This is a genomic window from Faecalibacterium sp. OF04-11AC (genome assembly GCF_003460645.1).
In the GTDB taxonomy this organism is placed as follows: Bacteria; Bacillota; Clostridia; order Oscillospirales; family Ruminococcaceae; genus Faecalibacterium; species Faecalibacterium prausnitzii_I.
This window is the reverse complement of sequence record NZ_QTVP01000009.1, coordinates 41201-62402: the sequence shown is the minus strand read 5'-3', so window position 1 is coordinate 62402 and position 21202 is coordinate 41201. Positions and strand designations below refer to the sequence as shown.

Genomic DNA, 21202 nt, shown 5'->3' with positions numbered 1-21202 from the left:
AGGTTTCTCTTATGGAAAAATTATTTATCAGCTGCCCGATGCGTGGGCGGACCGAAGAACAGATTCGTAAGTCGATGGAGCAGATGCACAAAATTGCAGAAGCTATCTTTGACGAAAAATTTGAGGTGATCGACACCTGGATTGCTGACAAAGCACCCGCCTGTAACCGTGAGCAGCTGTGGTACTTGGGTAAGTCCATCGAGATGCTGTCTCAGGCAGACGCCTTTATCGGTGTCTATGACGACCAGAAAGGCTTCGACGGATGCATTGTCGAGAACTACACCGCAAAACTTTATGGCATTCCGCAGTATCTGGTGAATCTGTCCTACGTTGCACCGGATGTCATTGAGCGGCGGCTTATTGACCAGAGAGTAGACAATCTTGAAATCTACTAATTGATATTTCGAGTGCCGGGGTCAGTCCTCGGTTGAATGCTCCAGCCGGTGAGTGCCCACGTCGCAAATGGCGTTCTCAGCAGGAGACAGCTCGATTTATATTTTAACTTTGGAGGTTGAACATCATGAAACGGATCAAAGTTTTGAGAATCAAGCCCCATTGCATTCCCGAAATTGTTCGGATTCCGCTTGGTTTGGAGTCTCTCCAAAAAGAAGTTGGAGGAACTATTCAGGTAACGTATCCCTGGGATGATCCTGTGGCGCTGATATGCAATGAAGAGGGAAAACTTCTTGGATTTGGCATTGATAATTTCAACCGAACCCTCCTGACCGATGATGGCACACCAATTGATGTTATTGCTGGAACATTTTTGATTACAGGTTTGACAGAGGATGACTTTGGCTCGCTGAGTCCTGAACTTTTGGCAAAATACGAAAAAATGTTCCACTGCCCTGAACGATTCTGGCGCACCATCGACGAACATGGGAGAACGCATTTAAAGATTGATTATGAACCGGAGAATACCGTAAAATAATCTGTTTTCTTTACAATACGAGAGCTTCAGAGAAATCTGAGGCTCTTTTTATTTGAGTCATTAGCATGGGCTGTACGGTGGGTTCGATTCCCGCATGACTCGCAACTGGGCAGAAACCCGAGCATAAAGCATTGGAGGATTGATATTTATGGGTAACCACTACGGAGGCACAAGGACAAACAAGCCCTGCCAGAAATGCGGCAGGATGATGTACAACGTTCCGATTGCGCGGAAATACTGCAACATGTGCAAGTGCGGATTCCCTTGTGCAGACGAGGATAGACCACCGAAACCACAACGGAAAGGTCCTACGTTGGAGGAAATCATGCATGAAGCGGATAAGGAGGGCTTACAATATACGTCCTACTGCAAAAAGCACGGACTCTACTAATCACCAACAGCGACTTTGGAAAGTCTTTTATAAGGATGGAAAAGAGCTTTTCAGATACACAGCCAAAGAAGAGGGAGAGGACGAGGAAGAGGCAACGATTGCGCTGCTTGCTTACGAGAACCACTGCAGGAAGTGCTCAATTCATACTCATTTGGAATGGAGGTAATTACCCTGATGGCAGGAGTTATGCTCTACGACTACCAGTTGGATGCGGTCAAACGGATGAAAATTGGCTGCATCCTATGTGGTGGTGTCGGGAGCGGAAAATCGAGAACGAGTTTGGCGTTCTATTACAAACTTTACGATGGGGAGGTGAATACGGAGAATTATGTTCGTATGACAGAGCCCCCGGATCTTTACATCATCACGACTGCCCGGAAAAGGGATACAGGCGAATGGGACGAAGAGCTGGCTCATTTCTATATGGGGACGGCCCCGGAGCATGATATTTACGAGCACAAGGTCGTGGTGGATTCCTGGAACAATATCGGAAAGTACGTTGGCGTAAAGAATGCGTTCTTTATATTTGATGAGCAGCGTGTCGTCGGCAGCGGCAAGTGGGTTAAATCGTTCCTGAAAATCACGAAAGAAAACGAGTGGATTTTGCTCAGTGCCACTCCAGGGGACTGCTGGACAGATTATATCCCGGTGTTCATCGCCAATGGATTTTTTCGGAACCGCACAGAGTTTAATAACCAACATGTCGTTTACAGCCGCTTCTCAAAGTACCCTAAAATCGACCGCTACCTGAACACGCAGCGCTTGGTAAGGCTGCGGGAACGGATTCTGGTTGATATGGATTTTGAACGCGAAACCGTATCGCATCATGAGAATGTCTTTGTGGACTACGATAAAGCGCAATATCTGCAAATTTGTAGGACCCGCTGGAATCCGTGGGAGGACAAGCCTATCGAGACAGCAAGTGAGTTTTGCTATTCGTTGCGGAAACTGGTCAACTCGGATCGGAGCCGCCAACAGGAAGTCCGTGATATTTGCATGAGCAGGCCGCGAGTCATCATCTTCTACAATTTCGATTATGAGCTGGATATTTTGCTCGGATTGAATTATGGAGAAGGCGTTGAAGTTGCACAATGGAATGGGCATAAGCACCAGCCGATTCCCGATGGCGATAAGTGGGTTTATCTCGTGCAGTACAACGCAGGAGCCGAGGGCTGGAACTGCATCAAGACCGATACGATTATATTCTACAGTCAGAATTACTCCTACAAAATCATGGAGCAAGCTGCAGGACGGATCGACCGGCTGAACACCCCGTACAAGAATCTATGGTACTACCATCTGAAGTCGAGAGCGGGGATCGACCTTGCGATTTCGAGGGCACTGAGCTCGAAGAAAGCGTTTAACGAGAGGAAATTTTATGGAGAGTAACAACTATGGCTTATAAAAAATGTCCAGGTTACATGGAAAATGGTATATGTTCAGGAAACGGTCAAGCCTGCCATGCCACAGAAGAAGGCATCCAAACTTGGTTTGATGAAACATTCAAATCATGCAATCTTATTGACACATGTCAGAATCGATCCTTCTTTGGAAATAGTTTTTTTGTGATAACTGACGAAGACATTGAGGCGTTGAAGCATGGAAAGGTTCTGTTTGCAAGATGGAAGTATGGACTTTTTCTGAAATATGATGGAGGCGCTTTTGATGAGCACAATTCATGACATCAGAATCTGTAGCACAGAAATCGAAAAATCAATCATACTGGAACTCCAGGCAAATTATCATGAGGTGAAAATAACGGCCATTAAGTATGGTCCGAATGTACCTAAGCGATATAAAGGTTCTGTTAAACTCTATATGCCGAATACTTGTAAGGATGGTAACGGCAAAGAATTACAAGGTGTCGCTGTATTTTTCGATGAATCAAATCACATCCAAGAAGTTATTACGGTTGAGAAAAAATCAAAGGAGGAAGACAAATGATTAAAGATTCTGGAGATCGCACCAAGGTACTACCAGCTAAAGTCGATGGCACTGAACTCGAAAAAGGCGTTTAACGAGAGGAAATTTTATGGAGAGTAATGATATTCGAGAACTGTTTTCCAAGGAAATCGTAGAAAAAGCCAACAAAGAAATGACTGATTACGCAGTTTCTGATGAGTTGGCACTCAAAATGATGCTTCGCGCCACCCAGGATGCTGCTTTTCAGAATTTCCTTGGAAATTATATTATTGCCGCGATTGGTAAAATTATTGAAAAGTTGGAGGCGGAAAACGGATGACACTGTTTCATGGAATTTACAAGTGCCGCTTGTGTGGAGAATTATTTGAGCCTGTTGCGACTGCTAGTGAAAATACGGCAATTGAATCCGCTTCGGGTGCAGCCTATGATGGTAAATGGTATCCGAAAGGCTGTGGGATTGGTGCACATGTACGTGACGTTCACCGTTGCAAAGATGGAAGCTTTGGGATAGGAGACTTTCAAGGATTCAAAAAGGAGGAAGACAAATGATCAAAGATTCTGGAGATTACACGGAGTTTGAAACTGGTGCCAAGCATGATATTTATGATTATTTAAAGTTTATTGCGACGGCCTGTGAGCAAATATCAGATGTCTTAAATGCAATTGGAGAATGCTTCGAGAAAGTAAAGGCTTGTCTCATGGACTTGACTGAAGAAATCGAGAGGCAATCATGGAAGATGATTCTTCAGAAGCTACGTCCTGACTACAAGGACAAGTGCAAAATCCGGTGGCTGGATATTCCCAACAAGGTTATGCAGGGAAGAATCAGGAGGTTCTGCTAATGGGAAATATTTCACGAAAAAGCAAGAAAAAACTTATTCAGAAGATGAAGACGACGTATCATGAGATTCAACTTATAAAAATCATGTATACTGAAGAAGCATTGCCTCGCTACAAAGTTCCCACAAAATTGTACTGCCGCAACGATAGACGAGATAATTACCCGCATATTGTAATGTTCTTTGGAAAAAAGAACCATCCGCGAGATGTTGTTGAGGTTCACCAGCATCATGTGAATCTCATTAAGTAAGAAAGGATTGATATTTGTGATCAAAGATTCTGGAGATCGCACCGAATTTGAAACTGGTGCCAAGCGTGATATGCACGCAGGGAAAGGGCGGATGGACCTTCTGCCTTGGTACGGCATCATGGAGGTCAGCAAACACTGCGAGGAGGGTGCGCTGAAGTACGGTGAGCATAACGTGGATAAGGGGATTCCGCTGCATTCGCTGCTGGACAGCGCTTCCCGCCATTTAGCAAAGTACATGGTCGGAATGGACGACGAGGACCACCTGCGCGCTGCCTGCTGGAATTTGCTGTGGGCTTTGAACCAGCGGGAGACCCATCCGGAGTTGGATGATAGGTTTAATTTGTCGCCGACTGTAACTGAGCGAGACCGTGATTATTGGGTGTCTCGCAACGGTAAATGCAAACACTGCGGAAAGCACTGGGCTAGAGCTACTGGAAAACGGATGGGCGAACATGAAGTTATATTTAAATGTCCACTTTGCGGTGGCGATAATCCGTGGGTTCTTCCGCCTGATCCTGAAGAAGAGAAACCTAGTGAAAGCCCTGATGACGAGTCAGATGAGGATATTCATTGCGATTGTGGAGTGATTTTAGGAAGAATTGTCCATAACGGATTGAAACCGTTTTATCCTGATAGGATGCGGTTTTCCAATGATAAAGAATTATATTTGGAATGTCCTAAATGCGGCAAAGAGCTTATGGTTCTTTATCCGGTTTGGAAAGAAATGGGAGGAGTCATTGTCGTATGAATAACTGGATGCGCGAAGTGGACTATGCGACCTACTGCCCGAAGTGCGAGAACTTCAAGGTGCCGGAGACGGACGAGCCCTGCAATGAGTGCCTGACGGAGTGTGCACGGGAGGGGACTGTGAAGCCTGTGAAGTTCAAGGATAAAAGGGAGAAAGCTAAGTAAGGCGCGAAAAATGCGACCTCTATTATGAGATGGTTAGTCTCAGAATTATATTTTGGAGGTACGAACTATGATTGTTCTGAACATCAAATGCAAGAATCCTGAGGAAATGGCTAAATTTCGTGACCGTATGTGCGAGGCTTTGGTAGGCTCACCTGCATTTGTTAATAATGAAATTGCAGTGTGTGACTTTACAGACCTTGATAAGGCGTTTTCGATATTTATTGGCAATTCCAATGACCATGATGTGGAATATGACTTGGTAGATAAAGACTTTATGGAACGATAATACGAACTAATCATTAAGGCGGGAGCCGTGGAGAAATCTGCGGCTCTTTATTTTTTATAAAAGGAGTGAAATACATGCGAGGCAGACCACCTAAAGAGATTGTGAGAAATGTAGCAGTTAAAATTCGACTGACCCCAGAAGAAAATACTCTGCTTGCCAATGTTTGTGAACGTACAGGACAAACAAAATCTGAGGTGATTCGCAACGCCTTGAACGAGTATTCGAGATTGGTCGCAACGAAAGTAATTGATATCAACGAACGGAGGTGCAGAAATGCTGCGAAAAATCGCTGAGTTTATCAAGATATTCTGGACGGAACCAATCAAATGGCTTCTCGGAATTAAATCTCCAACAGAAGAATGGGCTCGTTGGTTGGGAATCCCAGAATGTGAAGCTCGAATTGGTGCAATCCATAAATATTGTAACCCTCTACAAGAATTGGAAATTGCTAAGAACCACTTTGAGAACTGTGACCCGGAGTTTATTACGGCTGCTATTTTTGAGCTTAACGCTGCGGAGAGCCGTCTGGATGCTGCAAGGAGGTGTGTGGTATGAGCATGGTGTACAACCAAATCTACAAATGCCGAAAGTGTGGCGCAGAATTTTGCCCGGTGACGACACATGGAAGAGCTGCTGCGGGCAAGGACATGAACGAGTTTATAAGGCGTGCGAATGGAACCCCAAAGTACATATCTGAACGAATGGCACTGGTTCCGAAATTGTACGCACAGCATAACTGTGATAACGGCAATATTGGTGTTGCTGACTTTATCGGATATGAGAAACAGGAGCTTTAATATGAATGAAGAAAAGAAACCTCTCGGTGCCCGCATTGGTGACATCATGGGCCAGGTCATGGCAACGACGATGGTAATTTGCGCTTGGCTTATTATCATTGCGTTTACGCTGAAGTGTCTGTGGTTTATTATTTTTCGGTTTCTGGAGTGATACATATGATGTATGGTAATATTCATTGGATAGCCAATCTGGTAGATACAGGGAAAATCACAGTTGACCAGGCAAGAGAGATAGTAAACGCCGAAACGATTGAAATTTTATATGCAAATGATGAGCCGTGCATCATTTTTATTTGCAATGCCGGCGAACCAATGAAAGAGATCGGGCTATATTCTGAGGATTACGAAACTCATAAGCTGGAAATGGTAAAAGTCAACGCTACGATGCAAGATGTAATTGAGCGATGCATTTACGGTGAAATCAGCTATCAGGATGCTCATCTATGGTGTTTGTCAAATGATATTCCGTTTCGCAAATTTGACCGACAGCTGTACTATGCACTGCGGGATCAAGGAAGAGATATTCCGTCAGAGCCTGAGTATTGGCTGCACCGACTCGCTTTATTTTTTAAGCGGTGTTTTGATTGGTTGCTCAACTCGATTCTGGAGGTTTTTACATGACTGCATATACATTTTGGTTTGAGTGTACAGACAATGGTGGCGGGCATCAGGGTTTTGTGGTCAAAGCAGAAAATAAGCAGGAGGCCATTAAGAAAGGCATGGCGTTTGCAAAGAAGCATGCTTCGGGTGATATCTGTGGGGATTGGACTTGCAGATTGGTACAGGAGGATCCTTTATGAGATGTTGTCCTATGTGCTATTGTAAAGCATATTTGAAAAATACAGGTGCGATGACCTGTGGTACAACTATGAAACTCCGATATGAGATTTCCTGTTCTAATTGTGGACTCGGTCCAGCTAAAACAGGTGAGGTTTTAATGACATATAATGAACACAACATGCAGGGCGTAATTGATGATTCAAATCTGAAGCAGCTTATTGCAGAGTGGGACTCTATTTTGCGAGATCCCGAAAGAGAAAGGATTGCTAACATATGAAAATCGTTGAACCCAAATACGAAATCCTCACTGATATTTCTGAGGGTGGCATCAAAGAGCTCCAGCAGATCGAGCGGGTGGCCCGGGTCTGCTACAAGAGCGAGGACAAGATCACGCCGGATGGTGAGTCGGCAAAGAAACTGGTGGGCTTTCTGGTGAAGCAGGGGCATGAGGCGATGTTGGAGCATTCTCAGCTGTCCGTGCTGTTTACCTGTGACCGGGCCATTGCCAATGAGCTGGTGCGGCACCGCATCGCGAGCTTTGCACAGGAGAGCACCCGGTACTGCAACTACTCGACGGAGAAGTTTGGCGGGGAGCTGAGCTTTATTCGGCCGTATTACATCCCTTGCGAACCTACAGAAAAAGCAATTAAAGCAGCCAGTTCGAGTGAGGACTTTATAAAACTCGAAACGGACTATCAAATCCACAATGCGTGGTATTGGAGTTGTGACGATGCTGAAAAAAGATATAAAATTCTCATTACCAATGGTCTCCGTCCCGAACAGGCTCGATGCGTGCTGCCTTTGTGCCTGAAAACCGAGATCGTGGTGACGGCCAACTACCGTGAGTGGCGCAACATCTTCAAGCTGCGTACTCCTGCGGCGGCCCATCCTCAGATGAGAGAACTCATGTGCCCGCTGCTGCATGAACTGCAGAAGAAGATCCCGGTGGTGTTCGATGATATTCAAACACTCTGGCCGGCAGACGATCAGACTCGGAAGGGAAGTATGGTGAAGTAACTATGAAAAATCGTATTATTTGTGTTGTTGCATGTCTGATGATGCTTGTTGGCTGCCTCGGGTTATGCGGTTGTGGAAACTATAAGGTGTTTAATACAACATTTACCTATTCCTGGGCACAGATTAAGTTGCCCGACGGAACTATTATTCAAGGCAAAGTGGACAACTGGACTGACTACGAAGGCGATCAGCTGCAAATCACGATTGACGGTACCACATATCTGGTTCATGCAGCAAATGCTACTATGAAAACCTGAGTGGGAAAGGATGTGGTGAACGAGAATGCAGCAAAGAACGTATGATTTTCTCGCTAAGTTGAAGGTTCCCATGCTGACCTTTGGTGGAGAACTGATTGGCGAAGCAGTGGAGCTTACGATGGAAGACCTGCGGCACCATCAGTTTATCTCGCTGGCGGATATCGAGAGCATGCTGGCGGATCGGTTTCATTGTAGTCCTGGTGCGGCGGATCGACGTTTGCGCAGGGCGATGGATATGACTGAGTTTCGAGCAGGCGAGTATCCGAATCCCGAGCTGGAGAAGCTGCGTGTTCAGTATCGGGTGGATGTATGGTCTGTGAAAAAATTTATTTACGCAGCAGCAAGGAGTTTGATGAAAAATGAGTAAGAATCGTATCGCTTGTTTGATTATGTGTCTGCTGATGCTGTTGGGATGCATTTGGCTTTGCGGGTGCAGTGAGGCGGATAAGGTGAATGCAAACATCTCGAAGCAGGCCGACTACTTTGAGACGGAGCGGAGGATCACGGTTTACAATGCTAGAACGGATAAGATCATTCTGGAGGCAGAAGGTCTTATGGCCATCAGCAACAATTCTGAAAACGAGTTGGTGTGCACCGTGAAGACAGGGCCGAGTACGTACAAGAAGAATTATATTTACCTGAACGACTACACGATGTACGTAGTGGAAGATATTACGGGCACGACCACTGACCCGTACCACTATAAAATGTATTTCCACACGGATGTTCTGCCGGATGTGGACGTGAGGAGCTAATAATCAAGGGCCGTGGAAATTTCTGCGGCTCTTATTTTTATAACGACTAAGATATGATGTATATTTGGATACGTGCTCCCTAATAGGTTGACCTTTCGACTCCTACATGATATTCTTGACTCAACATTAAGGAGGTGCTGATTATGGCACGGACGGTAAAATGCCCCAGTTGCGGCGGTGAGCTCACGGTAAAGGATGAGAACCGCGATTTTATGTTCTGCGAGTATTGTGGGACTAAGGTTATGCTCGATGATTACCGGGAGACTCATCGGTTCGTGGATGAAGCACGAATCCAGGAGTCTAAGGATGCCAAGGAGCTCGAACTGAAGAAGATGGAATTTGAGGAGCGGAAGAGGCACGAAGAAAACGCCAATGCTTCTAAAACAATCAAAACTTGCTTAATCATTATAATCGTTTGCTTTGCGATTCTGATGATAGGCGGGTTTTTGGGCTTCTTCCATTAGAATTCACGCTTTGTTCTTTTTGAACTAGCGCCCGCTTCTGCCCATTTTTATTTGCCGCTTTTTGTGAATTTTTGTGATAAAGCGTTGAAAAGCATGGATTTCGTGGCCAAAAACCCACTTTGTGGCCAAAAATTTTTGAAAAAATGGCCACAACTTTTAACGTAGATACGTTAAAAATATGCAGTGTGGCCAAAAACCCACTTTTATTTCTTATTTAGTAAAAATTTTTAAAATTTATATATAGTAATAGGAGAGAAAAAATGGGCTTTTGGCCACAGCGAGTTTTTGGCTTGAAAAAAGCATGTAAGATGATGTATCATAGAACCACAGTGTACGAACGTAACGCTTCTGATTCTACGAGGTGAAAATATGGCTTTCGAGGAATGGTGGACAACTGATCGCGACGGCAATCATGTAGACTGTCGAGCAAATCAATTCGTGGAACTTCATGTTAAGGCACCTGTGTGCGAATGCGGTCATCATATGAAGAAAGTTGGCCCGGAAACATGGAGATGTGACCAATGTGAAATAGAGTATTCGTTTGATGACCTCTATAGAAACCATGGCCCGGAAGCATACGATTATGATTGCGACGCAGGTAGCATTCAGGATGACTACGGCGAGCGAAAGTACGAAAAACTCCCTATGTGCTGCGGTCCAGAAGAACTATTCAATAGATATAGATATTGAGCCTAAAAACCAAATGCCTCTGCATGAAAATTGCAGGGGCTTTTTCTTTTCCCATTTTTCACGAAAATACACAAAAATTCACACTTTCACACAAAAACCCCCGCGATAAAAACATCCCCTTTTATGAGGGGAATAGAATGCGTCTCAAACGCACTATTCCTTTCATTTTGGAGGTTGTACTATGCTCGAAAACAAATTCAAGACAGGATTGGTGAAAGAAATCAAAGAACGCTTTCCTGGCTGCAAGGTAGTTCATCTCGACCCCAACGAGATTCAGGGCATTCCGGATCTCTTGGTTTTGTATGGCTCAACATGGGCAGCATTAGAGGGAAAGAAGTCTGCAAATGCATCTCATCGTCCGAATCAGGACTATTACGTCCGGCAGATGAACGAGATGAGCTTTGCTGCTTTCATCTATCCCGAAAACAAGGAGGAGATACTCAATGCAATGGAACGATCATTCCAGGCTCACGGGGCAGCATGCATTCCTGGGAGCCAGTAAGTATCATTGGCTGAACTATGACGCGCAGCGCCTGGCCGATGCATTCATGAACTTCCAGGCCAAAGAGCGAGGCACCCGACTCCATGCATTTGCAGCCGAGTGCATCAATCTGAACCAGAAGCTGCCGAAGAGCAAGAAGACGCTCAATGCATACGTAAATGATGCAATCGGATTCCGCATGACGCCGGAGCAGGTGCTGTTTTACAGCGAGAACTGCTTTGGTACTGCAGATGCTATTTCTTTTGAGAACAATTTTCTTCGTATTCATGATCTTAAAACCGGGGCTGTTCCTGCACATATGGAACAGCTCTTTATTTATGATGCTTTATTCTGCATGGAGTACCACATTCATCCGAAAGATATTCGGATTGAGAATCGAATTTACCAGAACGATGATATTTTGGTCGAAACTCCTACTTTTGAGGAAATTGACCCTATCGTCGCCAAAATCAAAGAGTTCGATAACGTGATTGCAGAGTTGAAGTTAGGAGCAGTAGCATGAATCCGATTGAGAAAGATATTCGTTCGTATTATGGCATCAGCACCAGCGAAAACATGCTGGAGCATTATGGTACCAAACGCCATTCTGGCCGCTATCCCTGGGGCTCTGGCGATAACCCGTATCAGCATTCCGGTGATTTTCTGTCTCGTATTGAGACGTTGAAGAAAAAAGGGCTGTCCGAAAAGGATATCATCAACGCCATAAACGACACGCTCCCCAAGGAGTATCAGCTGAGCCCTACTGAGTTCCGTGTTGCAAGAAGTAAGGCCATCAGTTTGAGGAAGCAGTCTGAATACGAGCAGATTAAAGACCTGAAAGACAACAAGGGACTTGGTTGGACGGAGATTGCAAACCAACTCGGGATGAGCGAATCGAGCGTTCGGTCAAAATATGCCGGAAACATCGACAAAAAAGCCAAACGTGCTGAAAATATTGCCGACATCTTGAAAAAAGAAGTTGACAAGAAAGGCATGATTGATATTTCCGAGGCGCCAATCAGGTGCTCGGTGTCTCAGAGTCTGAGCTTGATAAAGCTGCTTACACCTTGGAGGCAGAATACGGTTACAAGCGCTATGGCGTTGGTATTCGCCAGCCGACCAATATTCGGCAGCAGACCAACATTACGGTGCTGGCAAAGCCCGAGTTTGACCAGAAGTATGCCTATCAGCATCAGGAACAGATCGACTCTCTGGGCGACTATCATTCTGATGATGGTGGTGACACTTTTACGAAGCTGCAGCGCCCGTCCAGTCTGGACTCAAGCCGCGTTGCCATTCGCTATGGCGATGAGGGCGGTTTGGACAAAGACGGCGTGATGGAAATTCGTCGTGGCGTTCCTGACCTGGATCTCGGCAAAAGCCATTATGCGCAGGTTCGTATTTTGGTAGATGGAGACCATTATCTGAAAGGCATGGCCGTCTATTCGGATGATCTTCCTGATGGTGTGGATGTCATGTTCAACACCAATAAACCCTCTGGCACGCCTAAGATGAAAGTCTTGAAAGAAGCAAAAGCTGACCCGGACAATCCGTTTGGTGCAGCCATTAAGGCGAATGGCCAGAGCATGTACATTGGTGCCGATGGTAAAGAGCATCTTTCTCCTATCAATAAGCTGAAAGAAGAGGGCGATTGGGATACTATGTCCCGAAACGTTTCCTCGCAGTTCCTGTCCAAGCAGCCCAAAAAGCTGATTGAGAACCAGCTGAAGCTGACGGTTGCGGACTATCAAGCGCAGTATGATGAAATCATGCACTATGATAACCCGACGGTCAAAAAGAAGCTGCTGAACGACTTTGCGGACACCTGTGAGGGCACGTCGATGACATTGAAAGCATCGGCATTTCCCGGGCAATCGACTAAGGTTATCCTGCCGATCAACAAAATCAAGGAGAACGAAGCCTACTGCCCGACTTATGAGAACGGCACTCAGCTTGCACTGATTCGTTTTCCCCATGCAGGCACTTTTGAAATTCCTATTGTTACGGTAAACAATAAGAATCTGCATGGCAAGCGCAATCTCGGGCAGATCCAGGATGCAATCGGTATCAATGCAAAGGTTGCAGAGCGCCTGTCTGGCGCCGACTTCGACGGCGATACCGTTATGATCATCCCTATCAGCGATAAGGTGCCCATCAAATCTACGCGGCCGCTAAAAGCACTTGAGGGGTTTGATCCTAAGACTGCTTATGCTGTGCCCGAGGGAAACCCTAATCATGTGCGCCTCATGAAGAAAGAGGAAAAGCAGCGCGAGATGGGCGTGATCTCTAACCTCATCACGGATATGACCCTGCGCGGTGCATCCGAAGATGAGCTGGCTCGCGCCGTTAAGCACTCTATGGTCGTCATTGATGCCGAGAAGCACAAGCTGGACTACAAGCGCTCTGAGAAAGAGAATGGTATCCAGGAACTGAAAGAGAAGTGGCAGGTGCGCGTTGACGAGGATGGCAATACCAAGTATGGTGGCGCATCCACCCTGCTGTCCCGCCGTAAGCAGACGGTTCGTGTTCCCGAGCGTCGTGGCAGCGTCCGTGTTGACAAGGATACAGGCGAGTTTATTTACAAAGAGAGTGGACGAACCTTTACCGATCCTAAGACGGGTAAAGAACGTATCGCTGAGGATACGGTAAGCCTTATCTCTGAGACTAAGGATGCCCGCACTCTGTCTTCTGGCACGATCCAGGAGAACCTGTACGCAGACTTTTCCAATAAGCTCAAAGCCATGGCTAACCAGGCTCGCAAAGAGGCTGCTAACATGAAAGGCATCCAGCGGAACCCGGAAGCAGCCAAAACCTATGCTGCAGAAGTTGCTTCTTTGAAAGAAAAGTACAACAACATGGTAGCTAATAAACCTAAAGAGCGTAAGGCTATGCTGATTGCAAATGCCAATATCAAGGCTAAGATTCAGGAACAGGGACTTAACCCGACGATTGACAAGAAAGAAATCAAGAAGATTTCTTCTGTCGAAATGCAGCGTGCACGCGATTCCGTGGGAGCTAGTGGACGTAAGTCCAAGGTTACCTTTACGGATAAAGAATGGAAAGCTGTTCAGGCTGGTGCAATTTCGGACAATATGTTGACGAAGTTTCTTAATTCTTCTGATTCTGACGAAATTGTAAAACGTGCAATGCCGAAAACTGCAACTGTCATGTCTTCTGCAAAGATGAGCAAGGCAAAAGCGATGCTTCGCAGTGGTTACACCTATAAGGACATTGCACAGGCTTGTGGCGTTCCAGAATCAACCGTCTATAGCGCTCTGAACTAGTAAATTACGAACAAGAAAGGCTTAGAATTATGGTTCGATGCTTTCTGACTACGTTCGATAACCCATACAGTCCGTATGAGCAGTTTGAACAGTGGTATCAGTATGACACGGATCACGGTTATAACTCTTCTGGTCTGCTTATGCGCCTTGCACATACTTCTTCTCAGTTCACAGACAATGAAAATGCCTATGAAATTGAGAAAGCAATTGATCAGATCGTTGCTGCTGATCCGTTAAACGTTTACAAGAAGCTCAAAATTGAGATCAAAGACGATCCAGCTCTGGCTGAAAGCGCGTAAACCATAGGGAGGGGGTCTCAAAAATGGCACCCCCTCTCAAATCGCGCCGGTCTTTGATATTTCCCCGGAGGGAAAATTGATATTTGGGCTTTAACAATAACAAAGAATATCGCCGAGGTATGGGGTGTAGACCATGCTTCGGCGGTTTTTGCAAGGGCTCATGGGAGAAGACACCACCGTAGAAAAACGTTTCCTCCTATGACACGGGTTTCGGGTTCACCACATGATGTTCAACCTCCAAAATTGTACATCTTTCTTCTCCTTTCAAGAGCAGGCTACAGGTACTTTATGCGCCTCCCATGAACCCTTGCAAAAGCAAATACATTGACAAAAAGAAAAGAGGACGGTAAGAATGCGGCCGAAGAAAAACGCGCCAGGGGAGATGGCTGCGGCTTCGGCCCGGCCTGCCTCGACCCCAGAAGCACAAGAGCAATATATGATAAACCTTGCCATGACGCTGGTGGAAAAGCGGCTGCGGGAGGGAACTGCCTCCAGTGCAGAAACAACGCATTTCCTGAAACTGGCGACCATGAAAGCGGACCTTGAGAAAAAGAAGCTGGAAGAAGAGAACAAGTTGCTGCGTGCCAAGACCGAGACGCTGGAATCTGCCAAGGACAGCAAGGAAATGTACGAACACGTACTGAAAGCTATGGCAAAATACAACGGTGTGGGAGAGGACGACGAGTATGACTTTAACTGAGTTGGCATTTGTTATGTTCTGGCTTGTCGTTATTGTTTTTGGCTCGGTGTTCTTTGCGGAGTGGGCAGAGAAACACACGCAGAGTTATGCAATGGAACTCTTTGCGCACTTCGGGATGCCTGCATTGCTATGGTGCGGAATGCTGATTTTGTATGCGGCATTCCAGCAGAAGGGTCTGCTGAGGTGAGTTGATAAAATGGTGGACTATAAGACGGCGTTAGCTGTGCTATGGTTTTGCAGCCTTACTATCTTTTTGGGAGCCGTATACTTTGGACGTCACCCCGAAAATGCAGTCAGTACGACTATGCTGTATATTCTTGGGGTGCTGTCTGCGATGATTGCACTCTGCGAGATATTGGAGCTGTTTGTATGAAAACCTACACAGAGCTATGCACCCTGCCGACCTACGAGGAGCGGCTGGAGTATTTGCAGCTGCATGGGGAAGTGGGGAGAGACACCTTTGGGTTTGACCGATGGCTGAACCAAGACTTCTACCAATCGAGAGAGTGGCGGCAGTTCCGGGACAGGATCATTGCCCGGGACATGGGTTGTGACCTGGGGTGCAAAGACCATCCCATCACAGACTGGGTGCTGCGGGATGGAAGACCCGTGCGGCCACGCATCAGCATCCACCATTTGAATCCGATCACGAAAGAAGATGTGATTCGGCACAGCGAAAAGCTGCTGGACCCGGAGAACGCCATTTGTGTTTCGGCGGTGACACACAAGGCCATCCATTACGGGACGGGGAAAAAGCCGCAGCTGCCGGATGGAGAGCGAAAGCCGGGCGACACCTGCCCATGGAGGAAGTAATATGAACTGGACGAGTGCATGGATCAGTATGAAGCAGGGCCTGAAAGTAAGGCGGCACCACTGGAAAGGCTACTGGCGAATTGCCGGGGGAGAGCTTATTATCCACACGGCACAAGGAAATGACATTAACTTCCGGGAAGTGAGCGACTTTGGTATGAACCTGTGTCAGATGTGTTGCGATGACTGGGAAGTTGTGGAGGAAAACGAAAATGTATCCGAAGAAAGCGTTTAGCACCCGGGAGCAGGATTACAGCGCCCTCCTGAGGAAAAAGCTGGAAGAGGCCGAAGTGATGCTCCGGCAGTTGAACCCGAGCATGGAAAGAGGCCTGGCACTGACAAAGCTGGACGAATGCCTGCTGTGGGCGAACGTTTCGATTGCCGGAACGGGCATCAGCAAGTATTGGCGTGTACCGCATGAGAGGCCCGCACAGGGTTATCTTGTTCCCGAGGTTCATAGCGTTGACCCCGGGTTTTATGACTATGACTTTCAATTAAGGATGGCTGATGCCGTGCAGTCATCAATCCAGCGCGAGACGACCTTTGAAACAGATGCTGAAATGACTTACATGAATACTGCAAAAAATGCTGAAAGTGTGAAAGCAGCAGGAGGGTATATTGCGGTACGGAAAGCAGATACCACAGCCCATGAACTTGAAAAGCTGAAAAGCATGGTATCCGCAGCCAATGCTCTTAGCAGTGCAATTGACAAGTGGAATGAAGAGAAAAAGTCATGGGAGGTACATCAAAATGAGCGAGAGCATCCTGACCAGTGTAAAGAAACTGTTGGGGGTGGCGGAAGAGTGCACGGACTTTGACCCGGACATTGTGATGTACCTGAACAGCGTGTTTCTGGTACTGACCCAGATGGGGGTAGGGCCCAAAGAGGGGTTCTTCATCACGGGAACCGGGGAGACGTGGGAACAGTTTCTGCCGGACCCGATAAAAGTGGCAGCCGTCAAGGCGTATGCAGCAGTAAAAGTGCGGCTGCTGGGGTTCGATGTGCCCCAAAGCAGCACCACCATGGAAGCGCTGAAAAATACCGCCTCCGAGATGGAATGGCGGCTGAACGTGGAGCACGACGTGCCGGAAGAAAACACATGAGCTTTCTGAAAGTCGTTCAGGAGTGGGCGATGGAGCACCAAAAGAAAGCAGAGCGCCCGGAAAACTCGTATGCGCTCTGCGAAAGTTGTGCCAAATGCGGGACCATGCGCTGCCCGAACAGCAGTTTGTGTTTAGCGTTGGAAAGCAAGCCGTATTATCAGGCAAAACGGTAAGGAGAAGAAAATATGGCACTCTCAAACACGGCCACGCCGATCTACTACGGCCGGTTTCGGGAGGCCGTGATGCGTGGGGAGATCCCGGTTTGCAGGGAAATCTCCATGGAGATGAACCGCATTGACGATCTCATTGCAAACCCCGGCATCTGGTACGACGACAAGGCAGTGAACGGCTTCATCGCGTTTTGCGAGGATGAACTGACCTTGACCGACGGCGGTGACGTGAAGATGCTGGACAGCTTTAAACTATGGGCCGAAGAGATCTTTGGCTGGTATTACTTTGTGGAGCGCAGCGTGTTTGTGCCAAACCCCCACGGAGGCGGCGGGCACTACGAGACCAAGCGGATCAAAAAGCGGCTGATCAAGAAGCAATACCTCATCATTACCCGCGCGGCCGCAAAGACCATGTACCTGGAGTTTTTGCAGGCCTACTTCATGACCGCAAACACCAACACCACCCAGCAGTTGACCACGGCACCGACCATGAAGCAGGCCGAGGAGGTGCTGGCACCATTTCGCACAGCTTTAGCACGAGCCAAAGGCCCCGTGATGAAGTTTATGACGGAGGGCAGCCTGCAGAACACCACCGGCAGCAAAGCCGACCGAGTGAAGATGGCCAGCACCAAGAAAGGCATCGAGAACTTTTTGACCAACAGCCTGCTGGAAGTGCGGCCCATGACCATTGAAAAGCTGCAGGGACGGCGTGACACGGTGGCGACCGTGGACGAGTGGCTGAGCTGCGACATCCGGGAAGACCCCATTGGCGCCATTGAACAGGGCGCAGCAAGAATGAGAACTATCTCATTGTGGCAGCTTCCTCCGAGGGCACCGTGCGCAATGGCTGCGGCGACGACATCAAAATGGAATTGATGCAGATCCTGAAAGGGGAGTACATCAACCCGCATGTGTCCATCTGGTACTACAAGCTGGACTCCCTGGACGAGGTGGGCCAGCCGGAAATGTGGCTGAAGGCCAACCCAAACCTGGGCAAGACCGTGAGCTACGAGACCTACCAACTGGACGTGGAACGTGCCGAGAAATCGCCCAGTGCACGAAACGACATTCTGGCAAAGCGCTTCAACCTACCGATGGAGGGATACACCTATTTCTTCCCATACGATGAAACGCTGTGCCACCGCCACCGGGATTACTGGCAGATGCCCTGCGCCATGGGAGCAGACCTCAGCATGGGGGACGACTTCTGTGCTTTTACCTTCCTGTTTCCGCTGACAAACGGATATTTTGGGGTAAAGACGCGGGACTACATTACCAGCTACACCCTGAGCCAGCTGCCCGTGAGCCGACGGCAGCAGTATGAGCAGTTTATGCAGGAGGGGACGCTGTTCGTCTTTGATGGCACCGTGCTGGACATGATGCAGGTGTACGACGACCTGGACAACTTTATCCAGCAGAATGAATACGACGTGCGGGCTTTTGGCTACGACCCTTACAACGCAAAAGAGTTTGTGGAGCGGTGGGGCATCGAGAACGGCACCTTTGGCATCACGAAAGTGATCCAGGGCGCCAAGACCGAGAGCGTACCGCTGGGAGAGCTGAAGAAACTGAGCGAACAGCGGAAGCTGATTTTTGACGAGCAGCTGATGCAATTTGCCATGGGCAACTGCATCACACTGGTGGACACCAACGGCAACCGCAAGCTCTACAAACAGCGGCAGGACCAGAAGATCGACGCCGTGGCGGCCATGATGGACGCTTACGTGGCATGGAAACAGAACCGGGATGCGTTTGAGTGAGAATTATGCCACCTGAATAATCGTGATTGCGAGACAGACGGCAAGAAGTGTGCCCCAGATACCTTCAATGATGCCTTGTGCTAGAAAAAGAGCAGCACGAGGTTCATGCGGGCTATCAAGATATTTCCCGAGAAAGACCAACACAAGAGATCTGACACCAAGAAACGGCACAAGTGCATCATGCTTTATTGCTTCCGTCAGAAGCTCATCCAGAGATAGTCCATCTTTCTTGATCTTACTCAACAAAAAGTTCCCGAAGAGGAATACTGCGTAAATGATCGCAAATTCTACCGAGACTGTCCCATGGAACAGTGATAAAACAAAAGCATAAAGAACTGATGAACGAATAAGTCCAATGAAAAACCACATGATTAACTCCTTCTTGATACAGCTTAAAGATGCTGATATACAGAACCGTCGGCAGCAAGATAGAGTTCAGATGCTTTCATAGGTGCTTTCAAGGCGCTATCAATGACTGCAATAAGTGGGTGATGGACCTGATTTGTGAGAGCATCGGATATCTTTAGAGTTTTTTCTTCTAATGGACTAAGGGGCGTAGGGTTCTTCTTGAACTTTGTTTCCTTATGTACGTCTCGGATATCTTTGACACAAGGGCTAATGGCATCCGAAATTCTGTTTTTTGTGTGCCCTAACAGTAACTCTGCTTCTTCGCATATGTTTTTCAGATAGGCAGCATTCCAGTTTTGTGCATAATAGGATTCCATGATAGAACTGATCGCATAGAGCTGAGATGCTAAATCGAGATTCTGTTTTGCATTCAGAACTGGTTGCAGATTCTTTTTGACATCTTTAGCGTTAACTCGGTGTTCTAATTCGGTTGTATAAAAATCGACATCAGCAACTGCACGAATTTTGGAGCGCTGAATATTTGTCAGTGTCGCTATGCGCTGGGGCTCACTTAGCATAATGGTTGCATAATTTTTTACTGCATATTTTACAAAAGTTAGTTCCGACAGGAGTTCAGTCCGTTTGGAATCCTCCAAAAATGTCAGCACATCATCAATCTTTCGATTGATTTCGGACATTTTCGAGGAGATATCCCGTAGAAAATACTGCCCGGTTACAAAAGAGGTAACACTAAAAACGTTGAATAACGCTACAGATGCTGGGTCAACCGGGTGCAGGGAGGCGGTTCCACTGAAATGTGAGGTGGAATCTACCATAGTCGTTGCATATCCACCTTGACGAAGATGCAAAAGCGTTCCCTGAACACCTTCCGGGAATTTCAGGATATAGGTCTTTGAGGCAACATCCGATGCAGCCGAGGCAGGAAGAAGCTGAAGCAAACTGTTTGCAGTAAAACCAGCCTGCTCTGGAAACTCGATTTTTCGGAAGCGTGATGTATCGCCAAAATCAAAAGAAACATCGCTCGTTGTTACTTCATAGTTCGGATTCTGAGTGGAAAGCAGTTCACAATCAGCCATGGTGGGGAGCCTCCTCATATTTGGTGACTCTATCATACCGCAGGAACCGATTGTTTGCAACAAATTTTGCGAAAGGAATACAGAATGTACGTGCGTTTTTTATTTGTAAAGGAGGTAAAGTGTGACCGTTTATAATGACGAACTGTACCATTGGGGTATCAAAGGCATGAAGTGGGGTGTGCGGCGATACCAGAACCCGGATGGTACTTTGACATCCGCTGGGAAAAAACGATACTCTTCAGATGACTATAAAAACGGCATCAAGAAAGCCGGAAATGTTGTCAAACAGCTTCTGAAGGATACTGCTCATCCGATGGACAAGGATGGCTGGACAAATCGGCCGAAGTCTGATCCTAACCTTTTGTATGGAAGCCAAAGAAAAGTTGCAGAAAAGCTTGAACGCCATTCGACGAAGGCTCGTTCCAATAATCCCAAAAAGATGACCGATGAAGAGTTGAATCAGAGAATTTCCAGAATGCAGAAAGAAAAGCAGTATCTGGAGCTGAAGAAGAGCACGTCGCCAGGAAAAGCATATGTAACTGAACTGCTGAAAACTGCTGGCAACAAAATCGTTGGCGGCGCAGCAGGCGCGATCGGTGGCGTGGCGGGCAAGGTGGCTGTGGATGCAGTGCTGAATCACTATGGCGATATCGCTGTGGCTGCCGTAAATGCGACTGGGAGTGATACTTTGAAAAAAGCCGTTGTAACGGCCGCAATGGCTTCGGCTGTAAAGAAGTCCTGATCTGGAGGAAATTCAAAATGGCATCACAGACCTTTGGCTCCAGACTGAGACACGCCTGGAATGCATTTTTGAACCGGGACCCTCCCGGGAAAAACTATTATGGCGGATACGGTT

The 21202-nt window shown here is 47.1% G+C and carries 38 protein-coding genes; 36 read left to right on the top strand and 2 right to left on the bottom strand.

Features of this window, described 5'->3' with window-relative positions:
* Positions 1-11 precede the first annotated feature (11 nt).
* The 35 genes from DXA70_RS06530 (at position 12) to DXA70_RS14265 (ending at position 18901) form a co-directional block, all read left to right on the top strand.
* The gene (locus DXA70_RS06530) at positions 12-395 is read left to right on the top strand and encodes a hypothetical protein (protein ID WP_128117968.1); all 384 of its coding nucleotides are present in this window, start codon (positions 12-14) and stop codon (positions 393-395) included.
* Positions 396-520: 125 nt separating this feature from the next.
* A complete protein-coding gene (locus tag DXA70_RS06525) occupies positions 521-931 on the top strand; it encodes a DUF3846 domain-containing protein (protein ID WP_128117967.1) in 411 nt (136 codons plus the stop codon).
* A gap of 565 nt (positions 932-1496) precedes the next feature.
* Positions 1497-2711, top strand: coding sequence for a hypothetical protein (locus DXA70_RS06520; protein WP_128117966.1), 1215 nt, complete (start codon positions 1497-1499; stop codon positions 2709-2711).
* Positions 2712-2716: 5 nt separating this feature from the next.
* Positions 2717-3004 (top strand): hypothetical protein, encoded by a 288-nt coding sequence (locus DXA70_RS06515; RefSeq protein ID WP_128117965.1) that lies wholly within the window; start codon positions 2717-2719, stop codon positions 3002-3004.
* On the top strand, positions 2988-3266 hold the full coding sequence (locus tag DXA70_RS06510; protein WP_128117964.1) for a hypothetical protein: 279 nt from the start codon (positions 2988-2990) through the stop codon (positions 3264-3266). Before DXA70_RS06515 ends, DXA70_RS06510 begins: the two co-directional genes overlap by 17 nt.
* A gap of 88 nt (positions 3267-3354) precedes the next feature.
* Positions 3355-3564 carry a hypothetical protein gene (locus tag DXA70_RS06505; protein ID WP_128117963.1) on the top strand — a complete coding sequence of 70 codons (210 nt, stop codon included), beginning with the start codon at positions 3355-3357 and terminating at the stop codon, positions 3562-3564.
* Complete coding sequence (locus tag DXA70_RS06500) at positions 3561-3794, top strand: hypothetical protein (RefSeq protein WP_128117962.1); 234 nt, start codon at positions 3561-3563, stop codon at positions 3792-3794. The genes DXA70_RS06505 and DXA70_RS06500 overlap by 4 nt, the downstream gene beginning before the upstream one ends.
* Complete coding sequence (locus tag DXA70_RS06495; RefSeq protein ID WP_128117961.1) at positions 3791-4087, top strand: hypothetical protein; 297 nt, start codon at positions 3791-3793, stop codon at positions 4085-4087. Before DXA70_RS06500 ends, DXA70_RS06495 begins: the two co-directional genes overlap by 4 nt.
* Positions 4088-4351: 264 nt before the next feature.
* The gene (locus DXA70_RS13755) at positions 4352-5083 is read left to right on the top strand and encodes a dATP/dGTP diphosphohydrolase domain-containing protein (RefSeq protein ID WP_199522858.1); all 732 of its coding nucleotides are present in this window, start codon (positions 4352-4354) and stop codon (positions 5081-5083) included.
* Positions 5080-5247, top strand: a complete 168-nt coding sequence (locus DXA70_RS13610) for a hypothetical protein (protein ID WP_158565141.1) — start codon at positions 5080-5082, stop codon at positions 5245-5247. The genes DXA70_RS13755 and DXA70_RS13610 overlap by 4 nt, the downstream gene beginning before the upstream one ends.
* 67 nt (positions 5248-5314) lie before the next feature.
* Positions 5315-5533, top strand: coding sequence for a hypothetical protein (locus DXA70_RS06485; RefSeq protein WP_128117960.1), 219 nt, complete (start codon positions 5315-5317; stop codon positions 5531-5533).
* A gap of 273 nt (positions 5534-5806) precedes the next feature.
* Positions 5807-6088: a hypothetical protein gene (locus DXA70_RS06480; RefSeq protein WP_128117959.1), complete on the top strand. Its 282-nt coding sequence runs from the start codon at positions 5807-5809 to the stop codon at positions 6086-6088.
* Positions 6085-6330, top strand: a complete 246-nt coding sequence (locus DXA70_RS06475; protein ID WP_128117958.1) for a hypothetical protein — start codon at positions 6085-6087, stop codon at positions 6328-6330. The genes DXA70_RS06480 and DXA70_RS06475 overlap by 4 nt, the downstream gene beginning before the upstream one ends.
* A gap of 1 nt (position 6331) precedes the next feature.
* Positions 6332-6481: a hypothetical protein gene (locus DXA70_RS13605; protein ID WP_158565140.1), complete on the top strand. Its 150-nt coding sequence runs from the start codon at positions 6332-6334 to the stop codon at positions 6479-6481.
* Positions 6482-6486: 5 nt separating this feature from the next.
* Positions 6487-6951, top strand: coding sequence for a hypothetical protein (locus DXA70_RS06470; RefSeq protein ID WP_128117957.1), 465 nt, complete (start codon positions 6487-6489; stop codon positions 6949-6951).
* The gene (locus DXA70_RS06465) at positions 6948-7130 is read left to right on the top strand and encodes a hypothetical protein (RefSeq protein WP_128117956.1); all 183 of its coding nucleotides are present in this window, start codon (positions 6948-6950) and stop codon (positions 7128-7130) included. The genes DXA70_RS06470 and DXA70_RS06465 overlap by 4 nt, the downstream gene beginning before the upstream one ends.
* On the top strand, positions 7127-7387 hold the full coding sequence (locus DXA70_RS06460) for a hypothetical protein (RefSeq protein ID WP_128117955.1): 261 nt from the start codon (positions 7127-7129) through the stop codon (positions 7385-7387). The genes DXA70_RS06465 and DXA70_RS06460 overlap by 4 nt, the downstream gene beginning before the upstream one ends.
* The gene (gene thyX, locus DXA70_RS06455) at positions 7384-8127 is read left to right on the top strand and encodes an FAD-dependent thymidylate synthase (protein WP_128117954.1); all 744 of its coding nucleotides are present in this window, start codon (positions 7384-7386) and stop codon (positions 8125-8127) included. The genes DXA70_RS06460 and thyX overlap by 4 nt, the downstream gene beginning before the upstream one ends.
* A gap of 2 nt (positions 8128-8129) precedes the next feature.
* A complete protein-coding gene (locus DXA70_RS06450) occupies positions 8130-8384 on the top strand; it encodes a hypothetical protein (protein WP_199522857.1) in 255 nt (84 codons plus the stop codon).
* Positions 8385-8409: 25 nt separating this feature from the next.
* On the top strand, positions 8410-8751 hold the full coding sequence (locus DXA70_RS06445) for a hypothetical protein (RefSeq protein ID WP_128117953.1): 342 nt from the start codon (positions 8410-8412) through the stop codon (positions 8749-8751).
* Complete coding sequence (locus DXA70_RS06440; protein ID WP_128117952.1) at positions 8744-9139, top strand: hypothetical protein; 396 nt, start codon at positions 8744-8746, stop codon at positions 9137-9139. Before DXA70_RS06445 ends, DXA70_RS06440 begins: the two co-directional genes overlap by 8 nt.
* A gap of 143 nt (positions 9140-9282) precedes the next feature.
* Complete coding sequence (locus DXA70_RS06435; protein ID WP_128117951.1) at positions 9283-9603, top strand: TFIIB-type zinc ribbon-containing protein; 321 nt, start codon at positions 9283-9285, stop codon at positions 9601-9603.
* A gap of 871 nt (positions 9604-10474) precedes the next feature.
* Entirely contained in the window at positions 10475-10795 is a 321-nt protein-coding gene (locus tag DXA70_RS06430; protein ID WP_128117950.1) for a hypothetical protein, read from the top strand.
* Positions 10737-11297, top strand: coding sequence for a hypothetical protein (locus DXA70_RS06425; protein ID WP_128117949.1), 561 nt, complete (start codon positions 10737-10739; stop codon positions 11295-11297). The genes DXA70_RS06430 and DXA70_RS06425 overlap by 59 nt, the downstream gene beginning before the upstream one ends.
* Positions 11294-12112, top strand: a complete 819-nt coding sequence (locus tag DXA70_RS14275) for a hypothetical protein (protein ID WP_243001182.1) — start codon at positions 11294-11296, stop codon at positions 12110-12112. Before DXA70_RS06425 ends, DXA70_RS14275 begins: the two co-directional genes overlap by 4 nt.
* Positions 12094-14058 carry a helix-turn-helix domain-containing protein gene (locus DXA70_RS06420; protein ID WP_243001180.1) on the top strand — a complete coding sequence of 655 codons (1965 nt, stop codon included), beginning with the start codon at positions 12094-12096 and terminating at the stop codon, positions 14056-14058. Before DXA70_RS14275 ends, DXA70_RS06420 begins: the two co-directional genes overlap by 19 nt.
* Positions 14059-14087: 29 nt before the next feature.
* Positions 14088-14357, top strand: a complete 270-nt coding sequence (locus DXA70_RS06415; RefSeq protein WP_243001178.1) for a hypothetical protein — start codon at positions 14088-14090, stop codon at positions 14355-14357.
* Positions 14358-14709: 352 nt separating this feature from the next.
* Positions 14710-15057 (top strand): hypothetical protein, encoded by a 348-nt coding sequence (locus DXA70_RS06410; protein WP_243001176.1) that lies wholly within the window; start codon positions 14710-14712, stop codon positions 15055-15057.
* Positions 15044-15244, top strand: coding sequence for a hypothetical protein (locus DXA70_RS06405; protein WP_128117947.1), 201 nt, complete (start codon positions 15044-15046; stop codon positions 15242-15244). Before DXA70_RS06410 ends, DXA70_RS06405 begins: the two co-directional genes overlap by 14 nt.
* A gap of 182 nt (positions 15245-15426) precedes the next feature.
* Positions 15427-15870 (top strand): hypothetical protein, encoded by a 444-nt coding sequence (locus DXA70_RS06400; RefSeq protein WP_128117946.1) that lies wholly within the window; start codon positions 15427-15429, stop codon positions 15868-15870.
* A gap of 1 nt (position 15871) precedes the next feature.
* Positions 15872-16102, top strand: a complete 231-nt coding sequence (locus DXA70_RS06395) for a hypothetical protein (protein WP_128117945.1) — start codon at positions 15872-15874, stop codon at positions 16100-16102.
* Positions 16080-16685, top strand: coding sequence for a hypothetical protein (locus DXA70_RS06390; RefSeq protein WP_128117944.1), 606 nt, complete (start codon positions 16080-16082; stop codon positions 16683-16685). The genes DXA70_RS06395 and DXA70_RS06390 overlap by 23 nt, the downstream gene beginning before the upstream one ends.
* Positions 16618-16971 (top strand): hypothetical protein, encoded by a 354-nt coding sequence (locus DXA70_RS06385; RefSeq protein WP_128117943.1) that lies wholly within the window; start codon positions 16618-16620, stop codon positions 16969-16971. The genes DXA70_RS06390 and DXA70_RS06385 overlap by 68 nt, the downstream gene beginning before the upstream one ends.
* A 185-nt stretch (positions 16972-17156) precedes the next feature.
* On the top strand, positions 17157-18017 hold the full coding sequence (locus DXA70_RS14270) for a hypothetical protein (protein WP_243001174.1): 861 nt from the start codon (positions 17157-17159) through the stop codon (positions 18015-18017).
* Positions 17954-18901, top strand: coding sequence for a terminase TerL endonuclease subunit (locus DXA70_RS14265; RefSeq protein WP_243001172.1), 948 nt, complete (start codon positions 17954-17956; stop codon positions 18899-18901). Before DXA70_RS14270 ends, DXA70_RS14265 begins: the two co-directional genes overlap by 64 nt.
* A 3-nt stretch (positions 18902-18904) precedes the next feature.
* Here the strand turns inward: DXA70_RS14265 and DXA70_RS06375 are convergent, their stop codons facing one another.
* Together DXA70_RS06375 and DXA70_RS06370 are read right to left on the bottom strand one after the other, a co-directional pair.
* Complete coding sequence (locus DXA70_RS06375) at positions 18905-19270, bottom strand: hypothetical protein (protein WP_128117942.1); 366 nt, start codon at positions 19268-19270, stop codon at positions 18905-18907.
* Positions 19271-19293: 23 nt separating this feature from the next.
* On the bottom strand, positions 19294-20346 hold the full coding sequence (locus DXA70_RS06370; RefSeq protein WP_128117941.1) for a hypothetical protein: 1053 nt from the start codon (positions 20344-20346) through the stop codon (positions 19294-19296).
* A gap of 121 nt (positions 20347-20467) precedes the next feature.
* Here DXA70_RS06370 and DXA70_RS06365 point away from each other — a divergent pair, with 121 nt between their 5' ends.
* Positions 20468-21088 carry a hypothetical protein gene (locus tag DXA70_RS06365; RefSeq protein ID WP_128117940.1) on the top strand — a complete coding sequence of 207 codons (621 nt, stop codon included), beginning with the start codon at positions 20468-20470 and terminating at the stop codon, positions 21086-21088.
* Positions 21089-21202: the final 114 nt, after the last annotated feature.